At 64.8% G+C, this 16,071-nt stretch carries 16 protein-coding genes; 8 read left to right on the forward strand and 8 right to left on the reverse strand.

The features are described 5' to 3' along the window. Positions 1-38: 38 nt before the first annotated feature. The 5 genes from mrdA to ACN0X6_RS14910 all read right to left on the reverse strand — a co-directional run bounded on the left by mrdA (position 39) and on the right by ACN0X6_RS14910 (position 5,027). Positions 39-1,931: a penicillin-binding protein 2 gene (gene mrdA, locus ACN0X6_RS14890; protein ID WP_417705045.1), complete on the reverse strand. Its 1,893-nt coding sequence runs from the start codon at positions 1,929-1,931 to the stop codon at positions 39-41. A gap of 10 nt (positions 1,932-1,941) precedes the next feature. Continuing rightward, on the reverse strand, positions 1,942-2,409 hold the full coding sequence (gene rlmH / locus ACN0X6_RS14895; RefSeq protein ID WP_090433052.1) for a 23S rRNA (pseudouridine(1915)-N(3))-methyltransferase RlmH: 468 nt from the start codon (positions 2,407-2,409) through the stop codon (positions 1,942-1,944). Between the two features lie 272 nt (positions 2,410-2,681). Further along, entirely contained in the window at positions 2,682-3,035 is a 354-nt protein-coding gene (rsfS, locus tag ACN0X6_RS14900) for a ribosome silencing factor (RefSeq protein ID WP_003240193.1), read from the reverse strand. 66 nt (positions 3,036-3,101) lie between these two features. Next, complete coding sequence (gene nadD / locus ACN0X6_RS14905) at positions 3,102-3,761, reverse strand: nicotinate-nucleotide adenylyltransferase (protein WP_417705048.1); 660 nt, start codon at positions 3,759-3,761, stop codon at positions 3,102-3,104. Continuing rightward, the gene (locus ACN0X6_RS14910) at positions 3,762-5,027 is read right to left on the reverse strand and encodes a glutamate-5-semialdehyde dehydrogenase (RefSeq protein WP_417705049.1); all 1,266 of its coding nucleotides are present in this window, start codon (positions 5,025-5,027) and stop codon (positions 3,762-3,764) included. Between the two features lie 245 nt (positions 5,028-5,272). Here ACN0X6_RS14910 and ACN0X6_RS14915 point away from each other — a divergent pair, with 245 nt between their 5' ends. Together ACN0X6_RS14915 and ACN0X6_RS14920 are read left to right on the forward strand one after the other, a co-directional pair. Then, positions 5,273-5,992 (forward strand): DNA-3-methyladenine glycosylase, encoded by a 720-nt coding sequence (locus ACN0X6_RS14915; RefSeq protein ID WP_417705051.1) that lies wholly within the window; start codon positions 5,273-5,275, stop codon positions 5,990-5,992. Next, entirely contained in the window at positions 5,989-7,305 is a 1,317-nt protein-coding gene (locus ACN0X6_RS14920) for a bifunctional DedA family/phosphatase PAP2 family protein (protein ID WP_417705053.1), read from the forward strand. The genes ACN0X6_RS14915 and ACN0X6_RS14920 overlap by 4 nt, the downstream gene beginning before the upstream one ends. A 9-nt stretch (positions 7,306-7,314) precedes the next feature. Here the strand turns inward: ACN0X6_RS14920 and ACN0X6_RS14925 are convergent, their stop codons facing one another. Genes ACN0X6_RS14925 through ACN0X6_RS14935 form a run of 3 tightly spaced genes read right to left on the reverse strand, consistent with a single transcriptional unit; the run spans position 7,315 to position 9,021 of the window. Then, entirely contained in the window at positions 7,315-7,899 is a 585-nt protein-coding gene (locus ACN0X6_RS14925; RefSeq protein WP_417705055.1) for an LON peptidase substrate-binding domain-containing protein, read from the reverse strand. Positions 7,900-7,948: 49 nt separating this feature from the next. After that, positions 7,949-8,665, reverse strand: coding sequence for an LrgB family protein (locus ACN0X6_RS14930; protein WP_160017103.1), 717 nt, complete (start codon positions 8,663-8,665; stop codon positions 7,949-7,951). After that, positions 8,662-9,021 carry a CidA/LrgA family protein gene (locus ACN0X6_RS14935; RefSeq protein WP_013717188.1) on the reverse strand — a complete coding sequence of 120 codons (360 nt, stop codon included), beginning with the start codon at positions 9,019-9,021 and terminating at the stop codon, positions 8,662-8,664. Before ACN0X6_RS14935 ends, ACN0X6_RS14930 begins: the two co-directional genes overlap by 4 nt. A gap of 251 nt (positions 9,022-9,272) precedes the next feature. Between ACN0X6_RS14935 and ACN0X6_RS14940 the strand changes: the two genes are divergently transcribed. The 6 genes from ACN0X6_RS14940 (at position 9,273) to ACN0X6_RS14965 (ending at position 16,067) form a co-directional block, all read left to right on the forward strand. Next, positions 9,273-9,728 carry a MaoC family dehydratase gene (locus tag ACN0X6_RS14940; RefSeq protein ID WP_417705058.1) on the forward strand — a complete coding sequence of 152 codons (456 nt, stop codon included), beginning with the start codon at positions 9,273-9,275 and terminating at the stop codon, positions 9,726-9,728. 211 nt (positions 9,729-9,939) lie between these two features. Further along, entirely contained in the window at positions 9,940-11,664 is a 1,725-nt protein-coding gene (locus ACN0X6_RS14945) for a C13 family peptidase (protein WP_417705060.1), read from the forward strand. Between the two features lie 109 nt (positions 11,665-11,773). Beyond that, on the forward strand, positions 11,774-12,415 hold the full coding sequence (locus ACN0X6_RS14950) for an oxidoreductase (RefSeq protein ID WP_417705061.1): 642 nt from the start codon (positions 11,774-11,776) through the stop codon (positions 12,413-12,415). A gap of 16 nt (positions 12,416-12,431) precedes the next feature. Next, positions 12,432-12,773, forward strand: coding sequence for a DUF5629 family protein (locus tag ACN0X6_RS14955; RefSeq protein WP_417705063.1), 342 nt, complete (start codon positions 12,432-12,434; stop codon positions 12,771-12,773). 3 nt (positions 12,774-12,776) lie between these two features. Beyond that, positions 12,777-13,388, forward strand: a complete 612-nt coding sequence (locus ACN0X6_RS14960; RefSeq protein WP_417705065.1) for a class I SAM-dependent methyltransferase — start codon at positions 12,777-12,779, stop codon at positions 13,386-13,388. 69 nt (positions 13,389-13,457) lie between these two features. Continuing rightward, a complete protein-coding gene (locus tag ACN0X6_RS14965; protein WP_417705067.1) occupies positions 13,458-16,067 on the forward strand; it encodes an EAL domain-containing protein in 2,610 nt (869 codons plus the stop codon). Positions 16,068-16,071 lie beyond the last annotated feature (4 nt).

Here is a 16,071-nt window from a genome sequence, read left to right on the forward strand (position 1 = left end):
TACGTCCTCATCGGACAGGGTCCGGTCGAAATTGCTGATCATCGCTGACTGACCTCGGCAGGCGTGGGCAACGCGAACTCGGCCTTGAGCTGACCGGTCTCCTTATCCAGCAGCCAGGCGTCCATCACCTGCTTGACCACGGGCGCAGCAACGCCAGAGCCTGACTCACCGTTCTCGACCATCACCGCCACGGCGATCTGCGGCTTCTGCGCAGGCGCGAAGCCAATGAACAGCGCATGATCACGATGGCGCTCCTGTATCTTGTTACGGTCGTACTTCTCGCCCTGCTTGATCGCCACCACCTGCGCCGTGCCGCTCTTGCCGGCGATGCGATAGACGGCGCTGTCGCCGACCTTGCGCGCCGTCCCGCGGGCACCGTGCAGTACCTCTTCCATGCCATGGATGCCATAGTCCCAGAACTTGGGGTCGCGCAGGACGATATCCGGGATCGGGTTGGGGTCGACAGGCCGGCGGCCGTCGACGCTCTTGGCCAGGTGCGGACGAATCCACTTGCCGCGCGTGGCCATCAGCGCGGTGGCCTGCGCCAACTGCAGCGGCGTGGTCTGCATGTAACCCTGGCCGATGCCAAGAATCAGCGTCTCGCCCGGGTACCACGGCTGGCGATAACGCGCCCGCTTCCAGTCACGCGAAGGCATCAGGCCGGCGGTTTCCTCGAACATATCCAGCGCCACGCGCTGCCCGAGGCCGAAACGGCTCATGTAGTCATGCATGCGGTCGACGCCCATCTTGTGCGCCAGATCGTAGAAATAGGTGTCATTGGAACGCGCAATGGCCAGGTTCAGATCGACCCAGCCGTCACCGTTGCGGTTCCAGTTGCGGTATTTGTGGCTGTGATTGGGCAACTGATAGAAGCCGGGGTCGAACACCCGCGAAGTGGGGGTGACCACACCCGCATCGAGACCCGCCACGGCGACCATGGGCTTGATGGTCGACCCCGGCGGATAGAGACCGCGCAATACCCGGTTATACAGAGGCTGGTCGATGGAGTCGCGCAACTCACCATAGGCCTTGAAACTGATGCCGGTGACGAAAGGGTTGGGGTCGAAACTGGGCTGACTGACCATCGCCAACACTTCGCCGCTGTTCGGATCGATGGCCACCACGGCCCCACGGCGACCGCCAAGCGCATTCTCCGCAGCCTCCTGCAGCTTCACGTCGAGGCTGAGGACGATGTCCTTGCCCGGTTTCGGATCGACGCGGTTGAGCACACGCAGCACGCGACCACGGGCGTTGGTCTCGACCTCTTCGTAGCCGACTTCGCCGTGCAGTTCTTCCTCGTAGAAACGCTCGATACCGGTCTTGCCGATATGGTGCGTACCGGCGTAGTCGGTCGGGTCCAGGCGCTGGAGTTCCTGCTCGTTGATGCGCCCGACGTAGCCGACCGAATGCGCGAAGTGTTCCTGCTGCGGATAGTGCCGCACCAGTTGCGCAGCCACCTCGACGCCCGGCAGGCGGAACTGGTTGACCGCGATACGAGCGATCTGCTCTTCGGACAGTTCGAACAGGATCGGCACCGGCTCGAACGGGCGCCGGCCCTGGCGCACCCGACGCTCGAACAACGCGCGCTCTTCCTCTGAAAGCGCCAGCACCTCGACCACCGTATCGAGCACCCTGCGCCAGTCACCGGCGCGCTCGCGGGTCACGGTGAGGCTGAAGCTCGGCCGGTTGTCGGCGATGATCACGCCGTTGCGGTCGTAGATCAGCCCACGGGTCGGGGGCAGCGGCTGCACGTGGATGCGGTTGTTTTCCGCCAGGGTGCTGTGATGCTCGTACTGAATCACCTGCAGGTAGTACATGCGCAAGATCAGCACGCAGGTCAGCAGAATGATCACCGCGCCGCCGACGAGCACCCGGCGCTTGACCAGGCGAGCGTCCTTTTCGTGATCCTTGAGGCGAATCGGCTGCGGCATGACTAGGTGATCACTTGTGATACGGATGGCCGGACAGCAGGGTCCAGGCTCGGTAGATCTGCTCGCCAAGCAGGATACGCACCAGCGGATGCGGCAGGGTCAGTGGCGACAGCGACCAGCGCTGTTCGCTGCGCGCGCAAACCTCCGGCGCCAGCCCTTCCGGGCCGCCGACCATGAGGTTGACGTTGCGCGCATCGAGACGCCAGCGCTCCAGCTCCGCCGCCAGTTGCTCGGTGCTCCATGGCTTGCCATGGACCTCCAGCGTGACGATACGTTCGCCGGGCTGCACCTTGCTCAGCATGGCCTCGCCTTCCTGACGGATCAGGCGGGCGACGTCGGCATTCTTGCCACGGGTATTGAGGGGAATTTCCACCAGTTCCAGCGGCAATTCGGCAGGCAACCGCTTGACGTACTCCTGCCAGCCCTCCTCGACCCAGCGCGGCATGCGCGAACCGACGGCAATCAGTTTGATCCGCACGGCTTAGGGCCTGCAGCCATTTCGTTCGCGAACCGCGTTGCTGCGCCAAATGGCGCCAGGCAAGGCGCGGGACGCAGGGAATGGTGTCCCCTTGCCAAGTCCCGTAACGCAGCATGGCGCCATTTGCCGCGCAACCCGAAGGGCCGGGCCTGTTTTGGCGCGGTGCTGCGTTATTCGTCGTTCATTTGGAATAACCAAACCTCTCTCCTCATGCCTTGCCCCGCGCCAAAACAGGCTCCGGCGCGGTCGCGAACGAAATGGCTGCAGGCCCTCTACTCGGCGCTGTGCTGGGCGCGGCTCTGCTCGGCGCCTTGCCACAGGCGTTCGAGGTCATAGAACTGGCGCGCGGTAGGCAGCATCACGTGCACGACGATATCGCCCAGGTCGAGCAGGGCCCACTCGCCGCTGTCCAGACCTTCGCTGCCGATCGGGCGCACGCCCTGCTCCTTGACCTTTTCCAGCACATTCTCCACCAGCGACTTGACCTGACGGCTGGAGCTACCGCTGGCAATCACCATGAAGTCGGTGATGCTGGTCTTGTCCTTGACGTCGATCACGGTGATGTCGGTCGCCTTGATCTCTTCCAGCGCCGCCACGGCGATCTTGACCAGCTCTTCGCTGGGCATGTTCTGCTTGCTCATAAATGACTCATTTGCCTCGTGTAATGGACGCCAGCGCACATGCGCGACGTTTCAAGCATTGGGCGCACGGTACAGATCGTGCGCCTGGATGTAGGCCAGTACCGCATCCGGCAGCAGGTATCGCGCCGAGCGGTCGGTTGCCAGCAAGTGGCGAATCTGCGTGGCGGAAATCGCCAGCGGAGTCTGCCAGATGAAACTGATCTGCCCGCCAGCACCCTGCAGGCTCAGCGGGTCGCTGACACTGCGCGCGGCCAGCAGATCGCGCAGCGCCTCGGGCGCCTCGCTGTCGGCGTCCGGCCGTTGCAACACCAGCAGGTGGCAATGCTCGAGCAACTCCTGCCAGCGATGCCAACTCGGCAAGCCGCAGAAAGCGTCCCAGCCGAGCAGCAGAAACACCTGATCGTCCGCCGCCAGTTCGGCGCGCACCGACTCCAGCGTGTCCACCGTGTAAGACGGCTTGTCGCGACGCAGCTCGCGGTCATCGACCGTCAGCCGCCTCTCGCCGGCCACCGCCAGCTCGACCATGGCCAGACGCTGTTCGGCTGTCGCCTGCGGCGTGTCGCGATGGGGCGGTCTGGCGCTGGGAATCAGCCGCAGCTCGTCCAGCGCCATGAATTCGGCCACTTCCAGTGCAGCACGCAGATGCCCGATATGCACCGGGTTGAAGGTACCGCCGAGCAGGCCGATGCGTCGGGCGCCGATCCGTTTCATTTATGTGCGAATGTGTCCATCGCCAAAGACCACGTACTTCTCGCTGGTCAGGCCCTCCAGGCCAACCGGGCCGCGTGCGTGCAGCTTGTCGGTGGAGATACCGATCTCCGCGCCCAGGCCGTACTCGAAACCATCGGCGAAGCGGGTCGAGGCATTGACCATCACCGAAGCGGAATCCACCTCGGTGAGGAAGCGTCGGGCATCGCTGAAGTTCTCGGTGATGATCGAGTCGGTGTGCTGCGAGCCGTAATGGTTGATGTGCTCGATGGCCGCATCCAGCGAATCGACGATGCGGATCGCCAGGATCGGTGCGTTGTACTCGGCAAACCAGTCGTCCTCGCTCGCGTTCAGCACATCGCTACCCAGCAGCTCGCGGGTAGCGGCATCGCCACGCAGCTCCACGCCCTTGTCGCGATAGATCGCGGCCAGCGGCGGCAGCACGCGCGCGGCGATGGCCTGATGCACCAGCAGGGTTTCCATGGCGTTGCACGGCGAATAGCGCTGGGTCTTGGCGTTGTCGCAGACGCGGATGGCCTTGTCGAGATCGGCAGCGACGTCGACATAGACGTGGCAAACACCGTCCAGGTGCTTGATCACCGGCACCTTGGCGTCGCGACTGATGCGCTCGATCAGCCCCTTGCCACCACGCGGCACGATGACGTCGACGTATTCGGGCATGCTGATCAGCTCACCGACGGCGGCACGATCAGTGGTTTCCACAACCTGCACGGCAGCCGCCGGCAGATCGGCCTCGGCCAGGCCCTGCTGGATGCAGCGGGCAATCGCCTGGTTGGAATGAATGGCCTCGGAGCCACCGCGCAGGATGGTGGCGTTGCCGGACTTCAGGCACAGGCTGGCCGCATCGATGGTCACGTTCGGACGCGACTCGTAGATGATGCCGATCACACCCAGCGGCACGCGCATCTTGCCGACCTGGATACCGGATGGCAGGTAGCGCATGCCCTGAATCTCGCCGATCGGGTCAGGCAGGGTCGCAACCTGGCGCAGCCCTTCGATCATGCTGTCGATCACCTTGGGCGTCAGCGCCAGGCGGTCGACCATGGCCGGCTCCAGACCGCTGGCGCGGGCGGCAGCCAGATCCAGTTCGTTGGCGGCGGCAAGCTCGGCGCGAGCGGCGTCGAGGGCGTTGGCAGCCGCCTGCAGCGCGCGATTCTTCTGCGCGGTGCTGGCGCGGGCGAGCACCCGCGAGGCCTGGCGGGCGGCCTGGCCCAGGCGGGTCATGTAGTCGTGCACGGACTCGGTCATGGCGGCGGAGGTCTGGCAATTGGAAAAAGGGGCTGATTATAGCGGGCTCGCAAGTCCACGCCCAGCGGCGTCTGGCAAGCGGTAGGCAGCTCGTCTGCCAGGTGATGAATGCCGGGCAATGCCGGACGTCGCGGGTGTAACGCGCCAAGGGGCAGACATGGGCACGACGGGAGCAGGAACGTTCAGGCATTTTTAAGCTTCTTGTTGTTATGCTCGCCGCCCGAGACCTAGCCCCCATACGACAGATGACAGCAGTCGAACCCACCTTCAGTGTGCCCTGGCCCGACGCCAGGCCATTGCCCGATACCTTCTTCGACCGCGACGCGCAGTTGCTGGCCCGCGAGTTGCTCGGCAAGGTCATCCGCCATCGCGTCGGCGCGCTGTGGCTGAGCGCACGGATCATCGAGACCGAGGCCTATTACCTGGTCGACAAGGGCAGCCACGCATCGCTCGGCTACACCGAGAAGCGCAAGGCGCTGTTCGCTGATGGCGGGCACATCTATATGTACTACGCGCGCGGCGGCGATTCGCTGAACTTCAGTGCCCACGGACCCGGCAACGCGGTGCTGATCAAATCCGCACATCCCTGGCTCGATGCCATCAGCGGCCCCGATGCCCTGGCGGCAATGCAACGCAACAACCCGAGCAGCCTCGGCCAGCCCCGCGCGCCCGAACGCCTGTGCGCCGGGCAGACGCTGCTGTGCAAGGCGCTGGGCCTGAAGGTACCGGACTGGGACGCGCGCCGCTTCGACCCGCAGCAGCTGTTCGTCGAGGACGTCGGCGAACGACCGCACACGATCATCCAGTGCGCACGACTGGGCATTCCCGAGGGCCGCGACGAACACCTGCCCTACCGTTTCGTCGATGCCGCCTACGCCCGCCACTGCACACGCAACCCTCTGCGCCGTGGCCAGGTCGAAGGACGGGATTATCGATTATTGAGCGCTTCGGGAGCAGAGCGATGAGCGTCTGGCTGGACAACCTGACCACCTGGCTGAGTGGCAACCCGCAATGGCTGGGCCTGGCGATCTTCCTTATCGCCCTGCTCGAGTGCCTGGCACTGGTGGGGATCGTGCTGCCCGGCGTGGTGCTGCTGTTCAGCGTCGCGCTGCTGGCCGGCAGCGGCATACTGACGCTGTGGCAGACGTTGCTGCTGGCCTACGCCGGAGCGCTGTGTGGCGACATGATTTCCTATTCGCTGGGCAGACGCTTCAAGCACAACATCGGCCGCCTGCCGGTGTTGCGTCACCACCCGCAGTGGATCCTGCGCGCCGAACTCTATTTCCGCCATTACGGCGTGGCCAGCCTGCTGGTCGGTCGCTTCATCGGCCCGCTGCGCCCCATGCTGCCGCTGGTAGCCGGCATGCTGAACATGCCGCTGCTGCGTTTCGTTCTGGTCAGCCTGGTGGCGGCAGCCGGCTGGGCGGTGGCTTACCTGTTGCCGGGCTGGGCGACCGGTGCCGCCCTGCGTCTGCCGATGGCGGAAGGCTTCTGGACCGAAGCGGCGGTGCTGCTGGCCGGTATTGGCGTGATCCTGCTGCTGACCATCCAGGCCAGCCTGGCGGAAAAACCGCGCGCCAGTCTGTTGGGCGGTGGCCTCAGCCTGTTGCTGTTGATAGCCATCATCATCGGCTGGCCGCACCTCGATGCCCTGGATCAGGGCCTGATGACGCTGGTTCAGGAACAGCGCCAGGCGCACCTGGATCGCTGGATCGTCACCATCACACGACTGGGCGACTTCCATATCCAGCTGGTCGCAGCAGCGGTGCTGTGCATCCTGCTGCTGCTGGCACGCCGCTGGCGTCACCTGCTGTTCGCCGGCTCGACGCTACTGATCACGGCCCTGGGCAACACCACGCTCAAGCATGGCTTCGCCCGGGCGCGCCCCGACGTGCTGAGCGAGCCGCTGACCACCTTCAGCTTTCCCAGCGGCCATAGCTCTGCTGCCTTTGCCTTCTTTCTGGTGCTGGGAGTGCTGGCCGGCCGAGGTCAATCGGCACGCCTGCGTCTGGCCTGGCTGGTAGTGGCGTGCCTGCCGGCTCTGGCGATCGCCTTGTCGCGGGTCTACCTGGGCGTGCACTGGCCCAGCGACATCATCGCCGGCGCCCTGCTGGCCTCGGCCGTCTGCGGCCTGAGCCTGGCGCTGTGTCAGCGTCGGGAAACGCTGCCGGCGCTGCCGGCGCGTCTGTGGTGGATCGTCCTGCCGGCCTGTCTCGCGGTACTGGGCGCCATGGCGACCTGGCAGCTGTCCACCGCGCTGCTGCGCTATGCGTACTGACACGTCGACTCAGGCATCGCCCTGAAGCATTTCCAGCATGACGTGCAGTTGCTCCAGGCGCAGGGCAGGATCATCGAGCTGAAGTAACTGCAGTTTCTGCGCCGGCTCCAGCGGCAGCAGATAGGCCAGCTGATTGGCCAGTTGCTGCTGCCCGGCGACCACACCCGTCATGTCCAGCCCCGCCACCAGCGGATGCTCGGCCAGCACAGCATGCAAGGCGGCCAGATCGGCATGCTCGGCCTGCAGCGGGCTGTTTGGCTGCTCCTCCAGCCACTGCACCTCGGCGACAGTCAACTGGTCAGGCATGACCTGAGCGCGCTCGACATGAAAACGCCGCCCGCCTTCGACACGAATACCCAGCAGACCATTGGTGCGCTGCTGAAAGTCGCGCACCAATGCCTCGCAGCCAATGGCGGAGAAACTACTGGCGGCTTCGCCGACTTCAGTGCCCTCGACGATGCACACCACACCGAAGCCACTGTCCTGTTTCATGCAGCGGGCGATCATGTCCAGATAGCGCGCCTCGAATATCTGCAGGTCGAGCACGCAGCCGGGAAACAGTACGGTATTGAGTGGGAACAGCGGCAGATTCATGGCTTCACAATCCGTTATCAATGCAGTGGTGCCAGGGTTTGGCAGGCTCTCACAGCAGCAGAGCAATCGCCAGAGGCAACAGCACGGCGGTAATCACCCCCATCAGGCTCATCGCCAATGCCGCAAAGGCACCACATTCGTCGCTCTCCTGCAGCGCTCGCGCCGTACCCACGGCGTGCGCGGTGATGCCCAGCGCCATGCCCTGCGCTGCCGGATGATGAACCCTGCACAGCCGCAGAATGGACGGCCCGACGATGGCGCCGATGACCCCGGTGATCATCACGAACACCGCCGCCAGCGCCGCGATACCACCGATCTGATCGGCCACCAGCATGGCGATAGGCGAAGTCACCGACTTGGGCGCCATGCTCATCAGCATCAGCCGCTCGGCGCCGAACAACCAGGCCAGCCCTGCGCCAAGCACGGTGGCGAAGGTGCCGGCGACCAGCAAGGTCAGGATGATCGGCCAGAACAGCTGGCGAATCCGCCGCAGATTGAGATACAGCGGCACCGCCAGGGCCACGGTGGCCGGGCCGAGCAGCAGCGTCAGCGCCGCGACGCTGCCCCGGTATTCGGCGAAACTCAGGCCGCATAGCAACAGAATGCCGATCACCGTGAGCATCGATACCAGCACCGGCTGCAGGAATACCCAGCGGGTGCGCTCGTAGGCGGCCATGGCCAGTTGATAGGCGCCCAGGGTGATGCCGATGCCGAACAACGGGTGATGGGTCAGCGCCTGCCAGGCGCCCTGCCAATCGGGACTCATACGTCCTCCCGGCGCTGCTGGCGCTCGATCAGTTTCTGCATCAGCCAGCCGGCGAAGGCCAGCGACACCAGCAGCGACAGCACCAGCGCACCGACCACCGCCCAGAAGTCGGCGGCGATGTCGCTGGCGTACGCCATCACGCCCACGGCCGGTGGCACCAGAATCAGCGGCAGGTACTTGAGCAGGCTGCTGGACGCGACGCTCAACGGCTCGCCCACCTCGCCGCGCAGCATGAGAAAGACGAACAAAAGCAGCATGCCGATGATCGGGCCAGGCAACATCGGCAGCAGCAGAACGTTGAGGGCGGTACCGAGCAACTGGCAAAGCACCAGCCAGGAAAGGCCGCGAAGCAGCATGGGCAATCTCCGAAACGTACGATGCCCAGCACCGCTGCCAACAGCAGGGGTATCCGGGCAATCTTGAGGGCATGCCGGCCATTATAGGCGTGATGCCTCGGCACTGGCCCCTGTATTGCCTCACCTGTCCGGTCTATGCCGTGCCATTCAGTCAATCAAGGCAGGCTTGACCCGCTGCCGGCCCCGTGATGATCTAGGCCGCAACGGTTCCACGCACACAAGAAAAACACCCGCGTCCTCAAGGAGGAACTATGCCGTTCGTACCCGTAGCAGAGCTCAAGGACCATGTTGGCAAGGAACTCGGCAAGTCCGAGTGGCTGACCATCGACCAGCAGCGCATCAATCAGTTCGCCGAGTGCACCGGCGACCACCAGTTCATCCACGTCGACCCGGAAAAGGCCAAGCTGACCCCCTTCGGCACCACCATCGCCCACGGCTTCCTCTCGCTGTCGCTGGTGCCGATGCTGATGGAAGGCATCATGATCATGCCGCAGGGCCTGAAGATGGCGGTCAATTACGGCCTCGACAGCGTGCGTTTCATCCAGCCGGTCAAGGTTGACGCCAAGGTGCGTCTGACGGTGACCCTGACCGACGCCACCGAGAAGAACCCCGGCCAGTGGCTGCTCAAGGCCCGCGCCGTACTGGAGATCGAAGGCCAGGAAAAGCCGGCCTATATCGCCGAACCGCTGACCCTCTGCTTCGTCTGACCCCCGCCAGCCCCGTTTCCGGCGGCAGCCGTCGGAGCGGGAACCTTCCCCCTTACAGGCCGTTGAAGAACCTGGGTGACCACTGCATGGATGCAGGAGGCCAAAGCCGGGGTAATTTTTCAGCGGCCTGATAGCAAAGCGTGCGACTCGGCAGCGCAAGCGTCCAGGCTTGCGGCATACTGCGGACAAAGCACCGACCTGGACGTCCGTCATGAATCCCCTCGCCCTGCGCCTACTGCCTCTTTGCCTGTCCCTGCTGCTCGCCGGTTGCGAGGAAGCACGCCCGCTGCTGCCAGCCAATGCCACGCTGCCGGACGGTGGCCAGTATCGCGGCGAGATAGTCGATGGGTTATTGCAGGGCCCGGGGCGTCTGGACTACCGCAACGGCAGCTGGTTCGTCGGCCAGTTCAAGGACGGCATGCTCGAAGGCAGCGGCGAATGGCAAGGCCCTGGTGGCGAACACTACCTGGGCGAGTTCCACCAAGGCATGTTCCATGGCCAGGGCACCCTGACCTACAGCGATGGCAGTCGCTATCAGGGTGGTTTCGAACGCAACCGTTTCAGTGGCGCAGGCTTGCTCGAACAGGGCGGCCAGCGCTATCAGGGCGATTTTCTCAATGATCGCTTCCACGGTCTGGGCAAACTGGAGATGGCCGACGGCAGCAGCTTCCAGGGCCAGTTCGTCAAGGGTCAGCCAGAAGGCCAGGGCGTGCGCAGCGATGCCTATGGCAACCAGTACAGCGGCGTGTTCGCTCAAGGGCTGCTCAGTGGCCAGGGCAGCTACCACAACGCCGATGGCGACAACTACAGCGGCGGTTTCCAGAATGACGAATTCCACGGCAAGGGCCGCTACCAGAGCGCCAGCGGCGAAACCTGGGCCGGGGAGTTCATCGAGGGCGTGATGCAGGGCCCCGGTGAATACACCGACGGCGCAGGCACCCGCTACCTCGGTGAATTCGCCGACTGGCAATACGAAGGCGAAGGCCTGCTCACCCTGACCGATGGCAGCGCCTACCGAGGGCATTTCTCGGGGGGCGAGTACAGCGGCGCAGGCACCCTGACTCTGGCCGACGGCAGCCGCCAGTCCGGCACCTGGCAACACGGCCGCCTGGTGCGTGACGAACAGGGCCAGGTACTGCCCGACAGCCTCGAGCTGGGCCTGCTGCAGCAGGGGCACCTGCTCGAGGCAGCCATCGCCGCGATTCCAGCCTCGACCCCGGCGCGCGAGCTGTATGCGCTGACCCTGGCCGGCGACGGCAAGCAAAGCGTATTCATGCGCGAGGCCGACTACGTCAGCCGGCTGATGCGCGAGCGCTTCGGCGCCTATGGCAACATCAGCCTGATCAACCATCGCGACCATCTCGCCGACCGCCCACTGGCCACCCGCGAGAATCTCACCCGCGCGGTGCAGGCGCTGGCCGAACGCAGTGGCGAAGAAGACCTGGTCTTCATCTACCTGACCAGCCACGGCTCGCGCCGTCACGAGCTCAATCTCGATCAGCCCCGCCTGCAACTGGCCGACCTGCCCGCCAGCGAGCTGGCCGCCCTGCTCGCCCCGCTCAAGCAGCGCAGCAAGGTGGTGGTGATCTCTGCCTGCTATTCCGGCGGCTTCATCCCGCCACTGAAAGACGAGAAGACCCTGGTGATGACCGCCGCGCGCGCCGATCGCGTGTCCTTCGGCTGCAGCGAGGAAAACGACTTCACCTACTTCGGACGGGCCCTGTTCGCCGAGGCCCTCGGCGAGACCGACAACCTCGAACGGGCCTTCGAACTGGCCAAGGAGCGCGTCGCCGAGCGTGAGCAGAGCGACGGTTTCGAACCTTCCGAACCGCAGATCTGGGCGCCGCGCGGCGTACTCCAGCACTGGCGCAACCTGCGCCAGAGCCAGGCCGAGCGTGCGCTCAGCGCCGTGGCCAGCGGTCCGGCAACGGACTAAAAGGCCATTGAAAATCGTAGGCGACGAGTGCATGGATGCAGGAGGCCAAAGCCGAGGTAGTTTTTCAACAGCCTGTTAAGCTGAACTGTAACGGACAAGAGAACACTGCATGTACCTGACCCCGCAGCACATCCTTCTCGCAGGCGCCACCGGACTCACCGGTGAACACCTGCTCGACCGCCTGCTCAGCGAGCCGACGGTCGCCCGCGTGCTGGCGCCTACCCGCCGGCCGCTGGCCACGCACCCGCATCTGGAGAACCCGGTGGGCGAGCTGCAAGCGCTGCTGCCGCAATTGTCCGGCCAGGTCGATACCGCTTTCTGCTGCCTGGGCAGCACCCTCAAGCAGGCCGGCTCGCAGGAAGCCTTCCGCGCCGTCGACCATGACCTGGTGCTGGCCTTCGCTCGCCGCGCTCGCGAGCTGGGCGCACGGCATCTGGTGGTGATCAGCGCCCTGGGCGCCAACCCCGGATCAAAGGTGTTCTACAACCGCATCAAGGGCGAGACCGAAGCGGCGCTGAAAGCCATGGACTGGCCGCAACTGACCATCGCCCGCCCGTCGCTGCTGCTCGGTGCACGGCACGAATTTCGTCTCGGCGAGCGTCTGGCAGCCCCGCTGCTGCGTTGGCTGCCGGGCAAGTACCGGGGCATCGACGCCTGCGCCCTGGCCCGCGCATTGTGGCGCCTGGCTCTGGAAGAGGAAGACGGCGTGCGCGTGATAGAGTCTTCCGACCTGCGCCGCCTGGGGCGCTGATGCCGTGGGTGATGCGATGAAACCGACAAGCCTGATCGAGGCCCTGCAAGACGCCGACATGCTGGAGATCGATGGTCTGTATGCCTGGCAGTTCGACCTCGACACCGAATTGCTGGCGCAGATCAGCGCCGGTACGGCGGGCAGCGACAGCTCTGCCAAACCCCTGCTGCAGGTGCACTGCATCGATGGCCGCGAACGCCGCCTGTGGAAGTTTTCCCTGGCTTCGGTGCAGGCCGCGCGGTACAGCGAAGCGGATGACAGCTGGCTCATCGAAGGCAACGAGGTGAGCCACAGCCTCAAGTGCTTCGCGGCCTATCGCGGCGACAACGATGACGACGTCGAACAAGACGAAGCCTGAACCATGGGCCTCTATGACCGCCATGTGCTGCCGCATCTGATCGATTTCGCCTGCGGCATGGGCGCGGTCATGAAGGCACGCTCGCAGATCGTGCCGCTGGCCAAGGGACGGGTGCTGGAAATCGGCATCGGCAGCGGTCTCAACCTGAGTTTCTACGATCCGCAGCGGGTCGAGCTGGTCGTCGGCGTCGACCCGTCCGCCGACATGCAGCGCCTGGCCCGCGACCGCGCCGCGCGCTGCCAGGTGCCGGTGGAAATGATCGCCCTGGAACTGGGCCAGATTCAGGCTGAAGACGCCAGCTTCGACGATATCGTCTGCACCTTCACCCTGTGCACCATCCCCGATGCGGTGGCCGCCCTGGGCGAAATGCGCCGGGTGCTGAAACCCGGCGGCCGTCTGTTGTTCTGCGAACACGGCCTGGCACCCGACCTGCCGGTGGTGCGCTGGCAACGCCGTCTCACCCCTCTGTGGAAGCCGCTGGCCGGCGGCTGCCACCTGGACCGTGACATACCCGCGCTGATCAGCGCCGGTGGTTTTCATATCCGCCAGCTGGATACCGGCTACCTGAAGGGGCCCAGGCCCATGACCCACGTCTATCGCGGCTGGGCCGACTGAGCACCGTCCTGAGCTCGCATACTCGGCATAGGCGGCCATACTGCAGAACAGGTTGCTGGAACTTTGCCCATGGAAGTCGACCCGCGCATGAAGCCGCTCTCTTCACCCCGCCTCGTTCACCTGCTGCTGTGCTTTTGCCTGCTGGGCTGCGCCTGGAACATTGCCGCAGAGACACGCACGGTCAGGGTCGGTGTATACGCCAACGAGCCAAAGATCTTTGCCGATGCCAACGCACAGCCATCGGGCATTCTCGGTGAACTGCTGCAGGCCATTGCCAACGAGGAGCGCTGGCAGCTGCAGACAGTGCCCTGCGCCTGGCAGCAATGTCTGCAGATGCTGCAGGACGGCGAGATCGATCTGCTGCCGGACGTCGCCTTCAGCGAAGAACGCGCACAACTGATGGACTTCCACCAGGTGCCTTCGCTATTCAGTTGGTCGCAGTTGTACAGCCACGAAGAGCTGCACCTGCAGAGTGTGCTTGACCTGCGCGACCTGCGTATCGCCGCCCTGGAGGGGTCGATTCAATACCAGTATCTGCAGAGCCTGCTCGACAGCTTCGGCCTGCAGGCGCAGCTGATTCCGCTCAGCGACCTGAGCCAGGGCTTTGCCATGGTGCTTGCCGAACAGGCCGATGCCGTGGTGGCCAATCAGCTGTTCGGTGACTATCACGCCGCCGACTACCGCCTGAGCGCGACACCGATCATGTTCCAGCCCGCACAGCTGTTCTACGCCACGCGCAAGGGCGCCAACGGCGAGCTGCTCAGCGCCATCGACCAGCACCTGCAAAGCTGGCAATCAGCACCCGGCTCCACCTACTTTCAGGTGCTGCAGCGCTGGAGCGGCGCGCCGCCGCAGCGCAGCGTTCCCATCCTGTTCTGGTGGGGCCTGGCGCTGCTCGCGACGCTGCTGACACTGGCCATTGGCGGCAGCCTGCTGTTGCGCCGCCAGGTCGCGGACAAGACCCGACACCTCAAGACCAGCGAGGAGCGCCTCAATACCATCCTCGACAGCGTCGAGGCGCATATCTACATCAAGGACCCACAACTGCGTTATCAGTACGCCAATCGCAAGGTCTGCGACCTGTTCGAGCGCAGCGCCGAGCAGGTCATCGGCCGCACCGATGCCGACTTCTTCGACAGCGACACGGCGCAAGCACTGGGCCTCAACGATCAACGCGTACTGGCTGGCGAGCGCATCGAGAGCGAAGAAACCAACCGTGATCGCCACGGCCGTAACGAGCGCACCTACTTTTCGGTGAAGCTGCCGTTGCGTGCGACCGATGGCAGCATCTACGCCTTGTGCGGCATTTCCACCGACATCACCGAGCACAAGAAGAACCTCGAACAGATCCATCAGCTCGCCTATTACGACGCGCTCACCGGTCTGCCCAATCGCCGCCTGCTGCTCGAACACCTGCAGTTCGCCCTGGCCCGCAGTGCACGCAGTCGACGTGAGGGCGCGCTGCTGTTCATCGATCTGGACAATTTCAAGCAGCTCAATGACACCCTCGGCCACGACATGGGCGACCTGCTGCTGCAACAGGTCAGCGACCGCCTGCTCAATCAGGTGCGCCTCGAAGACAGCCTGGCGCGCCTCGGCGGTGATGAGTTCGTACTGACTCTGGAGAACCTCGACCCCGAACCTCAGGCCGCCATCGCCGCCATCGAGCATGTCGCAGAAAAGCTGCTGCACGCTCTCGCTACACCGTTCGAGCTGCCCGGCTACAGCCACAGCGGCAGCGCCAGCATTGGTGTCGCATTGTTCTCGCAACCCCACGACAAGCCCGAGGAGCTGCTCAAGCACGCCGACCTGGCCATGTATGAAGCCAAGGCCGCCGGGCGCAATACCCTGTGCTTCTTCGACCCACGCATGCAGCAGGCGCTGGCCGCCCGCGCAACCCTGGAGCACGAGCTGCGCCGCGCCCTGAGCGAGGCTCAGCTGCTCCTGCACTACCAGCCGCAGGTGGATGAACGGGGTGAGCTGCTCGGCGCCGAGGCGCTGGTGCGCTGGCAACACCCACTGCGCGGTCTGGTGCCGCCCGGCGAGTTCATCCCACTGGCAGAAAGCACCGGACTGATCCTGCCCATGGGCCGCTGGATCCTGCACACGGCCTGCCAGCAACTCGCCTCGTGGGCCAATGACCCGCAGCGCGCTGCGCTGACCGTGGCGATCAACGTCAGCGCCCGCCAGTTCCATCACCCGGACTTCGTCACCGACGTGCTCGCCGCACTGCAGGAGACCGGAGCCGACCCGCGCAGGCTGGAGCTGGAGCTGACCGAAAGTCAGCTGGTCCAGGACATCGAGGCGCTGATCAACAAGATGGCCCAGCTCAGAGCCCATGGCGTGCGCTTCTCGCTGGACGACTTCGGCACCGGCTACTCTTCGCTCAGCTACCTGAAGCGCCTGCCACTCGACCAGTTGAAGATCGACCGCAGCTTCGTTCGCGATCTGCTCGACAATGCCAGCGATACCGCCATCGTGCGGACCATTCTCGCCCTGGGTCAGGCGCTGGAGTTACGCGTCATCGCCGAAGGCGTGGAGAGCCAGGCACAGCGCGATGCCCTGCTACGCCTGGGCTGTCGCTACTTCCAGGGCTACCTGTATGGCGTCCCGCAGGCGGCCGAACAGATCGGTACCTATGGCCGAGCCACCCTCGACCTGCACCAGGGCTCAGCCTGATGGC

Source organism: Pseudomonas sp., assembly GCF_048269965.1.
GTDB lineage: Bacteria > Pseudomonadota > Gammaproteobacteria > Pseudomonadales > Pseudomonadaceae > Aquipseudomonas.